This window comes from Pseudoalteromonas sp. S3431 (assembly GCF_000690035.1).
Classification (GTDB): domain Bacteria; phylum Pseudomonadota; class Gammaproteobacteria; order Enterobacterales; family Alteromonadaceae; genus Pseudoalteromonas; species Pseudoalteromonas fuliginea.
Genome location: NZ_JJNY01000041.1, coordinates 43036 through 61436 on the forward strand (window position 1 = coordinate 43036; position 18401 = coordinate 61436).

General features: G+C 39.5%; 15 protein-coding genes. 6 read left to right on the forward strand and 9 right to left on the reverse strand.

What is annotated here, in order from left to right:
* From DO88_RS09295 to DO88_RS09280, 4 genes are all read left to right on the forward strand, one after another.
* Positions 1–1116: an efflux RND transporter periplasmic adaptor subunit gene (locus tag DO88_RS09295; RefSeq protein WP_007376271.1), complete on the forward strand. Its 1116-nt coding sequence runs from the start codon at positions 1–3 to the stop codon at positions 1114–1116.
* Complete coding sequence (locus DO88_RS09290; protein ID WP_033039421.1) at positions 1113–4205, forward strand: efflux RND transporter permease subunit; 3093 nt, start codon at positions 1113–1115, stop codon at positions 4203–4205. The genes DO88_RS09295 and DO88_RS09290 overlap by 4 nt, the downstream gene beginning before the upstream one ends.
* Before the next feature lie 454 nt (positions 4206–4659).
* Positions 4660–5931 (forward strand): aromatic amino acid transport family protein, encoded by a 1272-nt coding sequence (locus DO88_RS09285; RefSeq protein ID WP_033039424.1) that lies wholly within the window; start codon positions 4660–4662, stop codon positions 5929–5931.
* Positions 5932–6061: 130 nt separating this feature from the next.
* Positions 6062–7405, forward strand: a complete 1344-nt coding sequence (locus tag DO88_RS09280) for a M24 family metallopeptidase (RefSeq protein WP_033039426.1) — start codon at positions 6062–6064, stop codon at positions 7403–7405.
* Positions 7406–7457: 52 nt separating this feature from the next.
* Here DO88_RS09280 and speD read toward each other — a convergent pair whose 3' ends face one another.
* The 8 genes from speD to DO88_RS09240 form a co-directional block, all read right to left on the reverse strand.
* Positions 7458–8270 carry an adenosylmethionine decarboxylase gene (speD, locus tag DO88_RS09275; RefSeq protein ID WP_007376266.1) on the reverse strand — a complete coding sequence of 271 codons (813 nt, stop codon included), beginning with the start codon at positions 8268–8270 and terminating at the stop codon, positions 7458–7460.
* 88 nt (positions 8271–8358) lie between these two features.
* The gene (locus tag DO88_RS09270) at positions 8359–8772 is read right to left on the reverse strand and encodes an OsmC family protein (protein WP_008133415.1); all 414 of its coding nucleotides are present in this window, start codon (positions 8770–8772) and stop codon (positions 8359–8361) included.
* A 91-nt stretch (positions 8773–8863) separates the two neighbouring features.
* A complete protein-coding gene (locus DO88_RS09265) occupies positions 8864–9211 on the reverse strand; it encodes a DUF3802 family protein (protein ID WP_007376264.1) in 348 nt (115 codons plus the stop codon).
* 126 nt (positions 9212–9337) lie between these two features.
* Positions 9338–10807, reverse strand: a complete 1470-nt coding sequence (gene astD / locus DO88_RS09260; protein ID WP_007376263.1) for a succinylglutamate-semialdehyde dehydrogenase — start codon at positions 10805–10807, stop codon at positions 9338–9340.
* A 15-nt stretch (positions 10808–10822) separates the two neighbouring features.
* The gene (gene astA / locus DO88_RS09255; protein WP_008133413.1) at positions 10823–11839 is read right to left on the reverse strand and encodes an arginine N-succinyltransferase; all 1017 of its coding nucleotides are present in this window, start codon (positions 11837–11839) and stop codon (positions 10823–10825) included.
* Positions 11840–11924: 85 nt separating this feature from the next.
* The gene (locus tag DO88_RS09250) at positions 11925–13130 is read right to left on the reverse strand and encodes an aspartate aminotransferase family protein (RefSeq protein ID WP_033039427.1); all 1206 of its coding nucleotides are present in this window, start codon (positions 13128–13130) and stop codon (positions 11925–11927) included.
* 379 nt (positions 13131–13509) lie between these two features.
* Positions 13510–14670, reverse strand: a complete 1161-nt coding sequence (locus DO88_RS09245; protein ID WP_007376260.1) for an HDOD domain-containing protein — start codon at positions 14668–14670, stop codon at positions 13510–13512.
* A 46-nt stretch (positions 14671–14716) separates the two neighbouring features.
* Positions 14717–15298 (reverse strand): anthranilate synthase component II, encoded by a 582-nt coding sequence (locus tag DO88_RS09240; RefSeq protein WP_033039428.1) that lies wholly within the window; start codon positions 15296–15298, stop codon positions 14717–14719.
* Between the two features lie 545 nt (positions 15299–15843).
* Here DO88_RS09240 and DO88_RS09235 point away from each other — a divergent pair.
* Positions 15844–16092: a YdcH family protein gene (locus DO88_RS09235; protein ID WP_008133407.1), complete on the forward strand. Its 249-nt coding sequence runs from the start codon at positions 15844–15846 to the stop codon at positions 16090–16092.
* A 162-nt stretch (positions 16093–16254) separates the two neighbouring features.
* On the opposite strand, the gene DO88_RS09230 is transcribed toward DO88_RS09235, so the two are convergent.
* Positions 16255–17073: an SDR family NAD(P)-dependent oxidoreductase gene (locus DO88_RS09230; protein ID WP_008133404.1), complete on the reverse strand. Its 819-nt coding sequence runs from the start codon at positions 17071–17073 to the stop codon at positions 16255–16257.
* A 314-nt stretch (positions 17074–17387) separates the two neighbouring features.
* On the opposite strand from DO88_RS09230, the gene galE reads away from it, so the two are divergent.
* Positions 17388–18401 carry a UDP-glucose 4-epimerase GalE gene (gene galE, locus DO88_RS09225; RefSeq protein ID WP_024593405.1) on the forward strand — a complete coding sequence of 338 codons (1014 nt, stop codon included), beginning with the start codon at positions 17388–17390 and terminating at the stop codon, positions 18399–18401.

Consider the following 18401-nt stretch of genomic DNA (forward strand, 5'->3'; position numbering starts at 1 on the left):
ATGAATTTCATTCCATGGATTACAACGACAGGCATACTAGCAATTTTAATAGCGGGCAGCTTTGCAGTTAAAAGTAACATCATTGATGCGCGCAGCAATATAGGCAATGAACAATCGGCTAATGTCGAAGCTATGTATGTAGAAAAAGTTGCTCATCAGTCACATATAGATATTAGCGGTATCGTAAAAGCCCCTAAAACATTATCGTTAATTAATGAATCAGCAGGTAAAGTTACAAAACTCTATTTGCAATCTGGCGGTATTACTTATGCAGGCGATACGTTACTCGAAATAGAACACGAGGAGGAAAAAGCACAACTGCAAATAGCTAAATCACGCTTTGAACTACAAAACACCACCGTAAAGAGATATAAAAGCCTTTATAATTCAAATAAATTGAGCGCTCAGCAATTAGATGAATCAACGGCTTTACTTGCTCAATACCAAGCAGAAATAAATCTACTCTCAGCTAAAATTGCTAAAAAAGTGATTACAGCACCATTTACAGCCCGCGTTGGTATACATGACTTGCAAGTCGGTCAGTTTTTACCTGCTAATACAAATCTAACTCAGCTCATTGGTATTGAAAAATATATGTGGGTCGATTTTTCTCTCCCGCAAACCTATACAGAGCTAGCAATTAATACGCCGGTAGTATTAACGCTACTTGATGACACACAGACAGAAATAATTGCACAAGTTGCCTCTGTTGCACCAGAAATGTCAAAACACTCAAGACAGCTGAAATACCGTGCAAAAATTACATTAGGAAATACTAAACTAAATTCAAATCAACTCGTTAAAATTAAGGTACCTATTGGCAACAAAAAAGAGGTTGTTGCGATCCCATATTTAGCAGTTATTAAAGGCAAATTAGGGAACTATGTATATTTATTAAATAAAGACGAGGAAGGAAAAACATACGCTAAGCGTACACAAGTTGAATTAGGCGAACGTATTGGGGATCTCGTTATGATCACCAATGGCTTAACCTCAGGCGCATTAATCGCAAGTCATGGAGCATTTAAATTGCGTGACGGTTTAAGAGCATACTTGCTTAATTCAGAGCGTACTGTAGCTATGGAAGATACGTTATCTCCTAAGGTATCATTATGAAAAACAATCATTTTATGGATCGATTCATAACACAACCAACACTTGCAATCGTTTTATCCGCCATTATTTGTATTGCTGGGATTTGGTCAGTGCTTAAGGTGACTGTGCTACAGTTTCCAAAAATTGAAAGTTCATCTTTAGTTATTTCAACTAACTACGTAGGCGCATCAGCTGAAACAGTTAAAGGTTTTATTACAGAACCAATTGAACGTATTTCTGCTACGGTTCCAGGTGTTGATTATGTTGAATCAGTCACAATTGCAGGGAATAGCACTGTAACAGCTTACTTAAATTTAAACGAAGATAGTACTCGGGCTTTATCACAGCTTACTGCTCGTCTTAGCCAAGTTAAATATATGCTCCCGAATGATACTGAGGATCCCATTGTTAGCGTTAAGCGCACCGATCGACCTCATGCGCTATTTTATTTAAATATAGAGCATCAGGGCGAATCACTTACACAACTAACCGACTTTTTATCAAGGCAAGTGACTCCTATAATTACAGATATTGAGGGTGTTCAAAGAGTCGAAATTGAAGGCAGTAGAACGCCTGCGATGCGCGTGCATTTAAATTCTGCAAAGTTAGAAGCATTTGATCTTAGCGCTGACGATATTTACTCCGCGTTGGCTGCAAATAATACAATAGCTACGCTAGGTTATATAGAAACTAATAAACAAAAAATTGATCTGGTCGCTAATACACAATTGAAAAGTATCGATGAATTTAAGCAGTTAATTGTAAAACGTATAGATAATGATGTTATATATCTGAGAGATGTAGCCCATATTGAACTTGGCTCTGAGCAGCCAACGGTAAGTGCTCGCTTAAATCAGCATGATACTGTTTATATTTCAGTTTGGCCGCAGCCAGGTGCAAATGAAATTGAAGTTGGTGACGCACTTTACGCATTAACCGATAAAATTAATAAGACTTTACCGGATGGTATCAGCATTGGTTATGCCTATGATGGTACTTTATATATGCGCGATGCATTAAATGAGATTTTTAAAACACTTATTGAGACGGTTATTCTAGTAGGCGTTGTTGTTCTCTTTATGATGGGTTCATTTAGAAGCTCAGCGGTACCTTTAGTGACTATTCCTATTTCAATATTAGGTGCTATTGCCGCAATGTATGTCGTCGGTTTTTCGTTAAACTTACTAACCGTGCTCGCTATTGTTCTCTCTGTTGGCTTGGTGGTTGATGATGCGATTGTTGTTGTAGAAAATGTTTCACGTCATATTCGTGCAGGAAAATCTAAAATTGACGCTGCGCTCACAAGCTCCAAAGAGCTGTTTGTACCAATTGTATCAATGACTCTCACACTAACAATGGTGTATTTACCGATTGGCTTTCTGTCTGGACTTACCGGCGTATTATTTAAAGAATTTGCTTTTACCCTAGCAATATCAGTGCTTATATCAGGCATTGTTGCCCTCACACTTTCACCAATAATGAGCGCGTATGTTATCCCTGCTGAAGGGCAAGAAACTAAATTAACAAAAAAAGTAAACTGGGTATTTGATCAGCTAAGAAATAAATATGCGTTGTTACTTACACTTTTATTGTCGTGGCGAAATCAAGTGATTGTCGCTGCAATTGCGTTAAGCCTTATGATAATACCATTTTACCAAGGTGCACAAAAAGAGCTTGCGCCAGTTGAGGATCAAAGCAGCATATTTGTACTTGTACAATCCCCCCCTGAGTCATCGTTAACTTATAATGAAGATAACATTCGTGGCATGGTTGATAGCTTATTAGAAATACCCGGCACAACTCAAATGTGGCAGAACATTTTTACCAATAGTGCTTTTGGCGGTATTGAATTTATAAGTGCTAGCGAACGAGATTACACTACTAAATCAATTCTTCCTGAGATTTATGGACGCTTGGCTAAAACCCCTGGAGTCAACCCGTTGCCCATTCTTCCAGCGCCACTTCCTACTGCGGGCCAATTCGATGTAGAAATGGTCGTTAAGTCCAGCGATAGTTTTGAAATAATGCAAAGCTATGCGGGGCAACTTATAGGTAAAGCATTTGCTAGTGGGCACTTTTTATACGCAGACACTGATTTAAAAATCGATTTACCCCAAATACAATTACAATTAAAGCGCGATAAAATTGCCGATTTAGGAATGGATCTCGCTTATGTCAATCAGCAACTGAGTGTTCTTTTATCAAATAACTACGTTAATCGATTTGATGCGCAAGGAAAAGCTTATCAGGTAATCCCTGTTATTGACCGAAATGTAAAGTCAGATCCTGGAAAACTACTAAGCTTAAATATTAAATCAATTAATGGAACCAGCGTGCCATTATCTGCAATAGCTGAAGTTAAATGGGCAACAGTTCCTAGACAATTAAATAGCTTTGGACAGCAAAATGCCTTTCGCATATTTGGAGCCGTATTACCTAATTCCACAAAAGAAGAGGCACTTTCAGCATTAGAAAATGCCGCAAAAGAATTACTCCCCCCTTCATACACTGTTGATTATGCAGGAGAGTCTAGACAAATAAGACAACAAGGTAATAGTTTATTAGGCGTTATGCTAATTTCACTGGTCATTGTTTACTTACTGCTTAGTATCCAATTTAATAGCTTTCGAGACCCTCTAGTTGTGTTAATTGGGAGTGTACCTTTGGCAATGGCTGGCGCGTTGATGCTGTCGTATTTTGAATTAACGACTATCAATATTTATTCTCAAATCGGTTTAATCACACTCATTGGTCTGATTGCAAAAAACGGTATCTTAATTGTCGAATTTGCAAATCACCTACAAGAGCAAGGTAAAAGCCGCATAGAAGCCGTAATTGAATCTGCATCAACTAGATTAAGGCCTATTTTAATGACCACTGCTGCCACTGTTCTTGGGCACTTCCCATTATTAATGGTATCTGGAGCTGGGGCTGAAGCCCGAAATAGTATTGGCATTATATTAGTAGCAGGAATGCTTATAGGAACCCTTTTTACTCTTTTTGTATTGCCTGCTTTTTACGTAAAACTGGCTTCAAAACGAGTGCCTAAAGAAGTAAATAAAAGTAACCTTTGCAGTTCAAATGAAAAATCATCTTTTGCTATTAGTTAAGGTCTGTGACCTCTCAAGATTAAAGTTTGTTCTATCTAGGGGAAATTTAATCCCGGCGCGAGATTTATAACATAGCCAGCTCGGTAACAGCTCCTGCGTTACCTTGTTGGCTTACATGCAAACATGCTGTTGAAAATTCAACGACCAAAGATCAACACGCTCTAATAAGCTAAAGCTCTTATCGCGATAAATTATGTAATATCTGCAGCGTATAAAAAACTTTGTTTCATACAAAAAAACCTGACAGCAGTTACTTCGTTCAAATAAACAACACATTGTATAATTATTACTTTATACATTGCTCACTTTTAAATCGCTGTTTCATATTCATGACAGTTAGTCACTAAACCACTACAACTAATTCATTCTAAAACCAGCTCAAAACATGAAAAATTTAGTCAAAAACTATATTCTTCGGCGTAATTATTATTACAAATAATGGATGAGCACACACATGACAACACCTCAAGGTGCAACGCTTTCAAATGCACCAATAAATAACACACACTCTTCTACCTCAAAATGGAACCAACACGATACACAATGGACGCTAAGTCTATTTGGCACGGCCGTTGGTGCGGGTATTTTATTTTTACCTATTAATATTGGTATTGGCGGTTTTTGGCCATTAATTATTATGGCGTGTTTAGCATTCCCAATGACCTTTTGTGCCCACCGAGGCTTAGCACGCTTTGTACTTTCGTCGAAAAATAAAGATGCCGACTTTACCGATGTAGTTGAAGAGCACTTTGGTGTGACTGCAGGTCGGTTAATCTCCTTGTTGTACTTTTTATCTATATTCCCAATTTTGCTTATTTACGGTGTGGGCTTAACCAATACTGTTGATAGCTTTATGGTTAATCAAATGGGGTTAGAGTCGCCATCTCGCGTATTACTTTCGGGTGTATTAGTTGCAGGTATGATTAGCTTAATGATGGGCGGCGAGCGCTTAATGCTACGTGCCTTTGCTATTTTAGTTTATCCGCTTGTGGGTATATTATTGTTTTTATCACTTTATTTAATCCCAAGCTGGCAAGTGCCAGATATGAGCATGCCTGAAATGGGCAGCTTTGGAAAAACGTTGTGGTTATCGATCCCTATTATTGTGTTTTCGTTTAGCCACGCAGCGGCTATCTCAAGCTTTGTAAACGTGCAACGCGGTCACTACGGTGAACAAGCTACACATAAATCTGAGGCGATTTTAAAGCGCACTAGCTTACTACTTATTACCTTTGTACTGTTATTTGTGTTCTCTTGCGTGCTGTCGCTTACAGGCGAGCAAATGGCCGCTGCTAAAGCGGCTAACGTATCGGTTCTGTCCTATCTTGCTAACATTACTGATAACTCGTTTATTGCCACACTTGGGCCGCTTGTTGCCTTTATTGCTATTACATCGTCGTTTTTGGGTCATTTTTTAGGGGCACGCGAAAGCTTTACAGGTTTAGTAACTAAACAAACAAGCTTAAGCGCAAAAGTGGCCGATAAAATTGGTGTGTTAATTATGTTTTTAGCTATTTGGTTTTGTGCTGTTAAAAACCCAAGTATTTTAGACATGATGGATCAGTTATCGGGCCCTATTATCGCGATGATTTTATTCATTATGCCAATGATTGCAGTTTATAAAGTACCTGCACTTAATAAATACCGAAATCGCTTTAGCACGCTATTTATATTAGCGGTTGGCTCACTTGCTGTATTTGCACTTTTATACAGTATGCTTAAGTAATAAAACTGTTTATACAAAAGCCCGGCTACTTTTTAGCTGGGCTTTTTTGTGTGCTGTTTATCTCAAATTGTTTTTTTATAGTCGCTCTTCAGGCATGTTATAAATTAACTAGCCTAAAAATAAAACAATTATGCACTTTACTAAACAACTCCTACTTTACGTAAGCTTGCTAACTACGCTTGTTTTAAGCCTCTTTGTTAAAGCTGATGACGCTCCCGCTATTTTATCGATGAAAGAGCGCGCTACGTTTATAGATAAAATAACTGAGCTTAGAGTTAATACCTTAATGCCCTCGTTAATGAAGCAGCACAACACTGATATGTGGCTACTTATAAGTCGAGAATATAACGAAGATCCAATATTAAAAACAATGCTGCCAGCAACATGGCTTTCAGCCAGACGCACCACTATTTTGCTATTTGCACTTAATAAACAAGGTGGTGTTGATGCTTACGCTATTGCGCCTTATAAAATAGGTAACGTATTTAAAAAAGGGTGGGATAAACAAACACAACCAAGCCAGTGGGAAGCACTCAATACACTTATTGAGCAATACAAACCTCGCAACATTGCGCTTAATACTTCTACCGACTGGGCACATGCCGATGGCCTTGTGCTAGGCGATTACAAAACCTTAATGGCTAACTTACCCGCCGCTTATCACAATAAAATAATTTCTGCAGAGCCGCTTGCTGTTGCGTGGTTAGAGCAACGCATTCCTGAAGAAGTTAAAATGTATAAGCATATTGTGGCTATTGCCCATCATATTATTGCAGAGGGGTTTTCGGGTAAAACAATTACGGTAGGTAAAACAACTAGCGATGACTTGGTATGGTGGTTTAGAGAGCGCGTAAAAGAGCTAAAACTACAAACATGGTTTCACCCAAGCGTTGCTATTCAGCGCGCCGATGCGAAGTCGTTTAATCATGAAGAAAGCTTTACCAATGGCTACGATGATAACGTTATACAAGCCGGCGATTTACTTCATGTCGATTTTGGTATTACTTATTTACGCTTAAATACCGACACGCAGCAGCATGCGTATGTGCTCAAAGAAAACGAAACGAGTGCGCCTAATTACTTAGTTGAAGCACTAAAAAGCGGTAATAAACTACAAGATATATTTACCAATCAATTTGCGGTAGGAAAAACAGGTAATGAAGTGTTAGCTGCAGCACGAAAAGCCGCTATTGCTCAGGGATTAAAGCCCACTATTTATACTCATCCTCTTGGCTATCATGGTCACGCTGCTGGTACTACATTAGGTATGTGGGATTCTCAGCAAGGTGTACCGGGAGATGGTGACTATCCGCTGCATTTAAATACGGCTTACTCTATTGAGCTCAACAATGCGGTGTTTATAAAACAGTGGAACAAAGAAATAAGAATAATGCTAGAAGAGGAAGCTATTTTTGATAAAAGCGGTGTCTGGTATTTAAATGGCCGACAAACACAATTATTGCTTGTAAAATAAAGCAAAAAAAATGGCGCTCACTGAGCGCCATTTTTAATTTAATTCGTTGCTATTATTCTGTATCTGGCAGGTTACGGCCATAGAATATTTCTTGCATTTCACGGGTCAGTTTTGAGCGAATTTCGTCTTCTTCGCCCTCTGATAAATCTGCCGTAGAAAGGCCGAATAAATAGGTATTTAAGTCGGTTTCTTTTAACATCATTTTGGTATGGAACAGGTTTTCTTGATACACGTTCACGTCCATCATTTGGTACGCTTCTTTAGTATCTTCTGTCATGAAGTTTTGAATCGAGCTAATAGCATGATCAATGTAGTGCTTAACGCCATTTATGTCGCGGGTAAAACCACGAACGCGGTAGTCAATTGTTACCACGTCTGACTCAAGGCTATGAATTAAGAAGTTTAACGCTTTAAGTGGTGAAATAATGCCACAAGTAGACACTTCAATATCAGCACGGAATGTACAAATACCATCATCAGGGTGAGCTTCTGGGTATGTGTGTACACAAATATGGCTTTTATCTAGGTGCGCAACAACTGAATCAGGTAATGGACCTGGCGCTTCGTCAGCATCGTAATTTTGCTGCTCTTCTACTGGTTCTTCTGAAACCAAAATAGTTACACTAGCGCCTTGTGGTTCATAGTCTTGGCGCGCTACATTTAAAATGTTAGCGCCAATTATATCAACAACTTCACCTAAAATGTCGGTTAGTCTATCTGCACTATACTGCTCATCGATATATTCAATATATTCTTTACGTTGTTGCTCGGTCTTTGCGTAGCAAATATCGTAAATACTAAAGCTTAAACTTTTGGTTAAATTGTTAAAGCCATGAAGTTTAAGTTTATCGAAGGGTTTGTTCATAATAAACCAACCTATAAATTAGTGAACTCTGCACCTGCAGAATGAAAAGTTCGCGGATTTTATACGAATTTTCCTTATGGAAAAAGCGTTATTTTGCTTGATCTTGCACAACTTCGTGGCTATGCGTAATTTCTACTGTTTTATCAAGCATTAATGCAACCGAACAATACTTTTCAGCAGAGAGGGAAACGGCGCGTGCAAGGTGTTTTTCAGACACATTATTACCTTTAACAACAAAGTGTAAGTTGATTTTAGTAAATACGCGTGGGGCTGTTTCGGCACGCTCTGAAGTAAGTTGAACCTGCACGTCTGAAAAATCTTGTTTGGCTTTTTTTAAAATACTGACAACATCGACTGATGAACAACAGCCAACCGACATTAAAACCATTTCCATAGGGCTTGGCGCGGCACTATCGCTACCGCCATCAAACACTACATTGTGGTTAGAATTAGAACGGCCGATAAACGTATCGCCCTCAACCCATTTTACATTTGCTTGCATGTGCTTATCTCAAAAAAATATTTTCTTGATTGTAAGCAACTTAGCCGCAGTTGCAAATGAAAATGTACTAGGCGGCTATATAAGCAATTGATTAATACTGTTGCGAGACTGCATTATCGAATAAGTTTTTAACTAAACCAGCAAATTCATCTATAAATGCATGCTGCTCAACCGTGACAGGCTGTGTGGTGATACTACTGAGGACTTCTTCTAAATCGTAAACTATGCCGTCAACTTCGCGTACAATTAAGCTACGCTGCTCTGTATTAAGCTCTGTGTGCTGCTCACAAATAAGCATAACATTTTGCGCAATGACGTCTTCAATTAATTCCATTACTGTTGGGGCACCTGGTTTTATCTCGCCTGGCTTCTCAAACAATGCTAAATTTTGAGTTAGATACATGATCAAATCATCGTACCCTTGCCTATCTAAAACCATTTTTTATACCACCTTAAAATAATTAATTGCCATGATTTAATCAGAAAGCGACGCGAATTACTAGCTTTGCACGATAGCAATACAAAAAAAGCAGCCGAAGCTGCTTTTGTAGTTATTAAGTAGTACTTAATCTATTTTTAAACCTGGACTTAGCGTTGCTGGCATCGCTACTTTTTCAAGCTCAACTGAAGCAACTGGGTATGCACAGTAATCAGCAGCGTAATACGCGCTTGCTCTGTGATTGCCCGACGCACCAATACCACCAAATGGTGCTGCGCTTGATGCGCCAGTAATTGGGCGGTTCCAGTTAACAATACCAGCGCGAATACGACGTAAAAAATGGTCGTAATCTGCTGCACTATCACTTAATAAACCAGCCGATAAACCAAAGGTTGTATCGTTTGCTTTATCAATGGCTTGGTCAAAGTCATCAAAGCGGAATACTTTTAAAAGTGGTCCAAAATGCTCTTCATCTGGGAAGTCACTAATGTTTGTACACTCAATAATGCCCGGTGTTACAAAACCGGTATTGGCTGTGTGCTCAAGCTCTACTAATACTTGAGCGCCAAGCTCAACAAGCTCGTTTTGCGCTTTAACCATGCCTGCAGCTGCCGCTGATGAGATCATAGAGCCCATAAATGGCTGGTCTGCATCATCGTAGTTACCTACTTTAATCGCTTTAGTTGCAGTGATAAGGCGCTCTAAAATTGCATCGCCTTTGCTACCTTTAGGTAAAAATAATTTACGTGCACAGGTACAACGCTGGCCGCTTGAGATAAACGCTGATTGAATGATGTCATGTACAACGGCTTTCGTATCTTCAACGTCAGTAATAATAAGTGGGTTATTACCCCCCATTTCTAACGCTAAAATTTTACCCGGTTGACCCGCAAACTGTTCATGTAAAATATGACCAGTACGCGAAGAACCCGTAAAGAACAAGCCATCAATCCCTTTGTGAGCAGCAAGGGCTTTACCCGTTTCTACTTCACCTTGAACTAAGTTAATTACACCAGCTGGTAAGCCTGCTTTTTCCCACAGTTTAAGCGTAAGCTCGGCAACTTTAGGAGTAAGCTCAGACGGTTTAAATACAACCGTGTTACCTGCTAAAAGCGCTGGCACAATGTGGCCATTAGGTAAGTGACCCGGAAAGTTATACGGACCAAATACGGCTACAACCCCATGTGGCTTATGACGAATCATCGCACGGCCAAGTGGCATTGCGTTTTCTACGTCGCCAGTGCGCTCTAAAAATGCTTTTTCAGAAATGGCAATTTTACCAACCATAGCACCCGCTTCTGTGCGCGTTTCCCACAGTGGCTTACCTGTTTCTTGTGCGATAGTAATAGCGAGCTCTTCGCTGTTTTCTTTTAATTGCGCTGCGAATGCTTTAATTATTTCTAAACGCTCAGTAAAGCTTTTATCAGCCCATGCGTAAAACGCTTCGCGCGCTGCATTTACTGCGGTATCTACTTGCGCCGCAGTTGCTGATGATGCCTGCCAAATAACGTCGTTATTTGCAGGGTTTAGCGAATTAAATTCTGTGCCTTGGCCTTGTGACCATTGACCATTTATAAATTGTGCAGGATGAGTCATATACTTTCTCCTAAATTAAATCGTGGTTGCACTAACAATATCGCCAGCTTGCAAATGCAATGCATCTGCTATTTCTTGCGATAAAATAAGGCTTTTTGCGCGCTCGTCAAATGTCATTGGCGCAACAGTTGCTCTAAAATCTTCAAGCTTTTCGTTCGCTAGTAACACCATGGTGTCGCCAGTCATTTCGCCAATTTCAACGTTAAAGTGATTTGCATTACGAATCGTCGCAATGTTATCTACTTTGGCTTCAACCGTTGGGCCGCCGTCAAAAATATCTACGTAGCCATTAAACGTAAAGCCTTCGCTTTTTAATAACTCGATTGCTGGGCGAGTGTTGTCGTGTACTTTACCTATTACGGCTTGCGCATCTTTACTTAGCAAGTTTACGTAAATTGGGTATTTAGGCATTAATTCAGCAATGAAAACCTTTTGGCCAATACCTGTTAAGTAATCGGCTGTTGGAAAATCCATTGAGAAAAAGTGCTCTTCAAGCCACTGCCAAAAAGGGCTACTGCCGTTTTCGTCAGACACACCGCGCATTTCTGCGATCACTGTTTGTGCAAAACGCTCTTGATGCTGTTTTATAAACATAAAGCGCGCTTTTGAAAGTAGCTTACCGTTACAATTTTTACGATAGCCATCTTTTAAAAACAATGTGCAAAGCTCTGTAGCACCTGTGTAGTCGTTACATAGCGTTAAAATATCAACCGCTTTGTAGACGTTTAATGTACGCGAAGAGTGAATCACTTTACTTAAGTGATAATGATAAAATGCATCATCAAGCCCTACCGCAGCTTCAATTGCAGACGTACCTACAACGTCACCGGTTTCGCTATCTTCAAGAACAAACAGGTAGCCTTCGTCACCAGGTTGTGACGTTTGTTTAGCAAAAGAGCTTACTGAATGGTCAATCTTTTTTTGCAATAGTTCTTCGTTTAATGGCAAAGACGTAAAACCATGCCCTGATTCGTGGGCAATTTTCAGTAATGCTGAATAATCATTTTGCTGGATTGGGCGAAGGATCATCATGAGTCCGCTTGCTCCCTTATAAATAACGGTAAATAGGAATTGCAGGGCAAGCGGTGCTTGCCCTTAATTGGTTGGCTTAAGTCGCTTATGCGTTTACTACGCTTGCTACTGCTTTTTCAAAGCGCGCCATACCTTCGCGAATGTCCGCTTCAGGAATTACTAAAGATGGAGTGAAACGTACTACATCCGCACCAGCAACTAATGACATAAGACCTTGCTCAGTACCTGCCACTAAAAACTCTTTTGCACGACCTTTGTATTTCTCGTTCACTACTGCACCAATTAATAAACCTTGGCCACGGATTTCGCTAAATACGTTGTATTTTTCGTTAACCGCAGTCAGTAGTTCGTTAAATAAAGCCGCTTTTGCTTTAACGCCAGCAAGTACCTCTGGTGTATTTACTGTATCAAATGCAGCTTCTGCTACAGCACACGCAAGCGGGTTGCCGCCATAAGTAGAACCATGAGTACCTACTTTAAGGTGCTGTGCAATCTCAGTTGTTGTGATCATAGCGCCAATAGGGAAACCGCCGCCAAGTGCTTTAGCGGTAGTTAAAATATCAGGTACTACGTTTAAGCCTTGGTATGCATATAAATCGCCAGTACGACCAACACCTGTTTGAACTTCATCAAAAATAAGCAGTGCATTATGTTTAGTACATAAATCACGAACGCCTTGAGCAAACTCGTCAGTTGGTGAAACAATACCGCCCTCACCTTGAAGAGGTTCCATCATTACGGCACATGTTTTGTCGCTGATAAGCGCTTCAAAAGCAGCTAGGTCGTTGTAATCACAATGTACAATGTCGCCTGGCTTAGGACCAAAACCATCAGAATATGCCGCTTGGCCGCCAACAGTTACGGTAAAGAATGTACGACCGTGGAAACCTTTGTTGAACGCGATGATTTGTGATTTTTCTGCGCCAAACTTATCAAGTGCAAAACGACGCGCTAATTTAAGCGCGGCTTCGTTTGCTTCTGCGCCTGAGTTGGCAAAGTAAACTTTTTCAGCAAATGTCGCATCAACCATTTTTTTAGCTAGGCGAAGTGCCGGCTCATTGGTCATTACGTTAGATAGATGCCAGATTTTTTCGCCTTGCTCTTTTAATGCGCCTACTAATGCAGGGTGGCAATGGCCAAGACAGTTAACGGCAATACCACCAGCAAAGTCGATAAACTCTCGACCTTGTTGATCCCATACGCGAGAGCCTTCGCCTCGAACAGGAATTACGCTTGAAGGTGCGTAGTTAGGAACCATTACGTGATCAAATAATTCGCGATTGACTGTCATTTTATTTCCTCTTAATTGTGAGCAACACAAAACATAAAAATAGGTGTTTGGTTACTATTTGTAACCAACTTTATAGGCAAGATCAGTAACCTGATAATTGCGCAAAATTGCTTTGTGGTTCAATTTTCAGACGCACATTATTTCAGAATTACTTAAATCTGTCTCGTTAAAAACTTTCATGTATCCCTTTAAAATAAAGGGCTAAAGATATTATTTCATAGATAGTGAATAACTATTTGCATAGTCAATTATGCTCATTTTTAGACAACTAACCGCATGAGCACTGAGGCGCACACACTTTAAGTGTTAAATATGCAATATAACAATAGAGTGAGAATGAATGATTAGTCGCTAAAAAATTAACAAAAATTTTAAGTTTTTAGTCAATTTGAATAGCTAGATTGGTAAAATTACTTGTTTCGAGGGTTTTTAGTTCCGTTTTAGTGAACTTAAAGTACGAAAACCATGCTGTTGTTTCATCAGATTCAATAAGCTGGTGTTCTTTTAAATTTAGATATTGAGAGTAACAACGCGCTTTTAACATTACCTCGGTTAAAGGTAACATTGTATCGCCCTTATCGACTCCATTAACCAACTGCTGCATGACCCCTTGAAACGGCAAATACTTAAATTTCATCTTCTCAATAACTTTAGCGCTGATAGCTAAAGATTGGTTATTAAGTAACGTAGTTAAAAAAAGCGGGTCGGGTTTTAATTCTAATAACGCAGTGTGCAAGTCTTTGCGCTGCTCTTGGCGCGCTATTTGTACTTTACGTTGCCATACTTGCTCAAAAGTTTTTAAATATAAACGCACTAATGCGATTCGCCCTACATCTAAAAGCATACCAAGGGTAAATGCATGAATATCGTTTACATTGTTAATTTGCGCTATTTTTTGTGCTGCAATCGCATTAGCCATTGCACTATCACGTAGCCTGCGCTTTAGCAGTGAAAATGGTTCAGTACTGTGTGGCATCCAATGACGTACTGCAAAAGTAGGTATGACTAACTGTAAATTATCAAGGCCAATATAGCGCAGAGCAAGCGCGGGGCTATCTACTTTTACTGAGGTGTTTTTACTACGCTGTTTTCGATAGTAAGGTAAATTAACGAGTGTGACTAACTCACGCCCAAGCCAGCTTAAATCGTTTACTAGAGGCTCTAGCCGCCCTACAGTTGCAGACTTAACCGCTAAAAGGTCAAGAATAGTTGCAATACCATCTTCAATCCCTAACGTATTTAGGATTACGGCATCCATGTCGCTTAGTTGCTTAAAAATAGCTGTTTCTATTGCTTTGTGAAGTACTTCACTCGCCTGAGCTCGATACTTATGATGCGCAGTACTGCTCTGCTGACGTTTATGTTGTGCTGCGACCTCAACTTGAAGCAACGTACGTTGCTTCATTGGCTCGCCATATTCTATTTCTAATGTATGAATAAAACCAATTTGCTGATGCGCAAAGCTATGACCAAGCAATAAATCATGTGCTCGTTGGTCAAGTATTTTAGCTGTTCGTTGTTGCGCTACAAGTTCAGTCATAACATCCATTCATTAGTAAATATAAAATAAGTATCGGTATTAAAAATTAGAAGCGCGTTAAAAAGTTATCAAGCAGTGCTAATCCTTGTTCAGTTAAAATAGCTTCAGGATGAAACTGCACTCCCTCTATCGCTAACTCTTTATGGAGTAATCCCATAATTTCGTCAAATTCACCTAATTCGGTTTGGCTCCACGCGGTTACTTCAAGCTCTTTAGGCAGTGTTTGTGCTTTAACGACTAAAGAGTGATAACGACATACCGTTAATGGGTTGGCTAAACCTTTAAATACACCTTTATTGGTATGAACTATGGGCGATGTTTTACCGTGCATAATTTTTTTAGCACGAATGACATCACCACCCAAAGCTTGTGCGATGGTTTGGTGTCCCAAACAAATGCCTAAAATTGGGTATTGCCCTTTTAGCTGCTCAACCACGCTTAACGATATACCAGCTTCGTTAGGTGAGCAAGGACCCGGCGATAACACGATGTGTTTCGGGTTTAACTGTTTTATTTGTGCAATGCTTAGCTCGTCATTACGTTTTACTAAAACGTCTTGATCTAAACGCTGAAAATATTGCACTAAGTTGTAAGTAAACGAATCGTAGTTATCGATCATTAACAGCATTACACAACAGACCTTATAAATTATTGACCACTACTTCACACAAGTGGTACTAAGCGCTGCATTCTACCACTATTAATTAACCAACATAAATTAGCAAAAAGCGTTAAAAACTTGCTCTTTTAACTAAAATAGCAGCTCAAGATAGATTTATTGCCCAGAGTTCAGGTTACTTAAGTTTAATTCCACTCATAGTCGCTTAACTTCTGTGGTTATTCTACTTTCTCGCATCTTGAGCAATAATATCGAGCCCTAAGCTTTTCACGAGTAGTTAATACGACTATTTCAGCTGTATACCCCTGCCATAAATTATTGACCGCTAAAGTACGTGCGTTTATCGATCATTTTATTGCCTGCTTTGGTGAAGTCCCTTATTGGAAAAAACAGTAACTGCTAAAAAGTAAAAGCGGTTGTTTGCGCTATATCAAATTAAGTTGGCAATGGTTGATTTATGATTGTTTAAACCCCAGTGTATTATATGAAGGTAATAATTCACTTAAACAACTCACTTACTTGTGAGCTCATTTATATCCTATTAAGGAGCGAATATGTTAGGCGAAGACCACTCATTAACAAACGACTTTCCAGATCATTTAAATGCCATTGCAACACTCAATACTGACGATTCTGAATTTGCCGAAAAGGCAACACAGTACGATAAGTTAGACAAAGAAATAAGAGTATTGGAGCTTAAAGATGCGCCAATTAGCGATGAACAAATGCATCAATTAAAGCATGATCGCTCAGAATTAAAAGATTGGCTATACCAGCGTTTACTTCAAGCCGAACAACACTAAAAAGTAAAAAAGAGTTCGCTGTAAACAGTGAACTCTTTGATCGTCTTCAATCAAAAATCTATATTACTTTACAAAATCACCCACTGGATTCATAAACACAGTAGCAGGGCTTTAAAGTTGTCATAAAGCGCGCACTCAGCAGTCCACGTATAGGTTTATTCATTATAATTCACCTAATTTAAGCTGTGCTAAAACACTATCTAATGTATCAACTAGTTGTTGGTTTTTAGTCTCGTTTAATGCATCTATATGTGGCGGTGCAAAACGCTCAGCATCGTTATCAAAATACAAACCTGTGGCGTTGTTAAATTCATCGCTAAGCGCAGCACGATAAAAAATATCAGCTCCTAGTTTTAGATCTCCACCGTCTAATCCGTATGCATCTTTAACCATTTTGCTACCCAGTAACGATTTTGGATTTACTGATACAACTAACGGGCCTACCTCTTTTAATTTAAGTCCTAGATAGCGCGACCACATCGTAATAGCTAACTTACTTTGTGCATAAGCGTCACCATCCGAAAGCGCCTTATTACCAATAAGTGCATCAAGGTTAACGCTTGATTGCGCGGCCGATGATACGTTAACTACACGCGCATTTTTATTTAATAGTGGTAACAGTAATTTAGTCAGTAAATAAGGTGCAAATGTATTTACGGCAAAACGCGCATCAAGGCCATCAGGTGTTGTTACGTTTTCAAGCTTGAATACACCAGCGTTATTAATAAGTACGTCAATTTGTTTATGATCTGCGCTTATCTGTTCTGCCAAATAATGTACCTGTGACATTTCGCTTAAATCGGCCACATAGCTTTGAGTACTTGCTTGCGGGTAATGCTCGTTTAACATTGTCTGTACATTATTAAGCTTTTCTATATTACGACCATGCAGTAATACAGTCTGACCTTGGGCTAGTAACATTTTTGCCGTCTCTAAACCAATGCCATCTGTTGCACCGGTGATTAAAATGATTTTTTTCATGTGTATGCCCTCTCAGTGCAACATTAAAGTAGTTAACCTGGACTCTAGATAATAAATATCTTAACCAGGGTTGTGGTTAGTTAAAGCCCAGTTACAGTCTTAAAGTAAATTATGCAGCTATCGTAGCACCCCAATACCGTCGTGATAATTAGCCATGTAATAGAATCAGTTTATAAAATAAATTGATAAAGCGAGGATCTGATGAGCGAATGTTTTTTATTCTTCTATTTGAATTTTGCTCTAATCATTACTATTGTTTTTACACCCCCTTAATAGTAGTATTTATCATATAAATATACTTTTCGAGAAATAACATGAAAGTTTTAGTTACTGGCGGCATGGGTTATATAGGTAGCCACACATGTATTGCATTGCATGAAGCAGGTATTACACCTGTTATTTATGATAACTTATCTAATGCAAGTGCGCGGGTACTTGACCAACTCGAAAAGATTACAGGTACTCGGTTTGAGTTTATTTTGGGTGACATTCAAGACGAGCAACAATTTAAACTCGCTCTAAAACATACTAAAGCCGAAGCTGTTTTTCACTTTGCAGCTTTAAAAGCCGTTGGCGAATCAACTGAGCAACCGCTGCGTTATTATCAAAATAATGTGTCGGGCACATTAAGCATGTTACAGAGCATGCAAGAGGCAGGCGTTAACCATATTATATTTAGCTCATCGGCTACTGTGTACGGCGAGCCAGACTACCTCCCTATTGACGAAAAGCATCCTATACGCGCAACTAACCCCTATGGTTGGACTAAAGTCATGGTTGAGCAAGCCATGCAAGACGTATGTAATGCCAACAGTCAATTTATGGGGATTGCGCTTCGTTACTTTAACCCAGTAGGTGCACACCCAAGCGGTTTACTAGGCGAAAGTCCTAATGGTATTCCTAATAACTTAATGCCATTTATTGCCCAAACTGCAGTAGGTAAGCGCGACGTGGTAAATATTTTTGGTGACGACTACGACACCGAAGATGGCACCGGCGTGCGCGACTATATTCACGTTTTAGATTTAGCGAAAGGCCACGTTGCCGCTTTTATGCAGCACAAAACAGACACAGCTTTTCATGCTTATAACTTAGGCACAGGGCAAGGTTATTCTGTGCTTGATATGATTAAAGCATTTAGCGCATCAGCCAATAAAGATATTCCGTATAAGATTGCACCGCGCCGAGCAGGTGATATTGCCTGTAATTACGCCGATGCCACAAAAGCGCAAAACACACTTAACTGGCACGCAGAACTAACACTTAGCGACATGACAAACGACACATGGCGCTGGCAAACTAATTACCCAAGTGGGTTGGAGAGTTAA

Coding starts and splice junctions, on each gene's coding strand:
- DO88_RS09295 (WP_007376271.1), top strand. CDS start 1: ATGAATTTCATTCCATGGATTACAACGACAGGCATACTAGCAATTTTA.
- DO88_RS09290 (WP_033039421.1), top strand. CDS start 1,113: ATGAAAAACAATCATTTTATGGATCGATTCATAACACAACCAACACTT.
- DO88_RS09285 (WP_033039424.1), top strand. CDS start 4,660: ATGACAACACCTCAAGGTGCAACGCTTTCAAATGCACCAATAAATAAC.
- DO88_RS09280 (WP_033039426.1), top strand. CDS start 6,062: ATGCACTTTACTAAACAACTCCTACTTTACGTAAGCTTGCTAACTACG.
- speD (WP_007376266.1), bottom strand. CDS start 8,270: ATGAACAAACCCTTCGATAAACTTAAACTTCATGGCTTTAACAATTTA.
- DO88_RS09270 (WP_008133415.1), bottom strand. CDS start 8,772: ATGCAAGCAAATGTAAAATGGGTTGAGGGCGATACGTTTATCGGCCGT.
- DO88_RS09265 (WP_007376264.1), bottom strand. CDS start 9,211: ATGGTTTTAGATAGGCAAGGGTACGATGATTTGATCATGTATCTAACT.
- astD (WP_007376263.1), bottom strand. CDS start 10,807: ATGACTCATCCTGCACAATTTATAAATGGTCAATGGTCACAAGGCCAA.
- astA (WP_008133413.1), bottom strand. CDS start 11,839: ATGATGATCCTTCGCCCAATCCAGCAAAATGATTATTCAGCATTACTG.
- DO88_RS09250 (WP_033039427.1), bottom strand. CDS start 13,130: ATGACAGTCAATCGCGAATTATTTGATCACGTAATGGTTCCTAACTAC.
- DO88_RS09245 (WP_007376260.1), bottom strand. CDS start 14,670: ATGACTGAACTTGTAGCGCAACAACGAACAGCTAAAATACTTGACCAA.
- DO88_RS09240 (WP_033039428.1), bottom strand. CDS start 15,298: ATGCTGTTAATGATCGATAACTACGATTCGTTTACTTACAACTTAGTG.
- DO88_RS09235 (WP_008133407.1), top strand. CDS start 15,844: ATGTTAGGCGAAGACCACTCATTAACAAACGACTTTCCAGATCATTTA.
- DO88_RS09230 (WP_008133404.1), bottom strand. CDS start 17,073: ATGAAAAAAATCATTTTAATCACCGGTGCAACAGATGGCATTGGTTTA.
- galE (WP_024593405.1), top strand. CDS start 17,388: ATGAAAGTTTTAGTTACTGGCGGCATGGGTTATATAGGTAGCCACACA.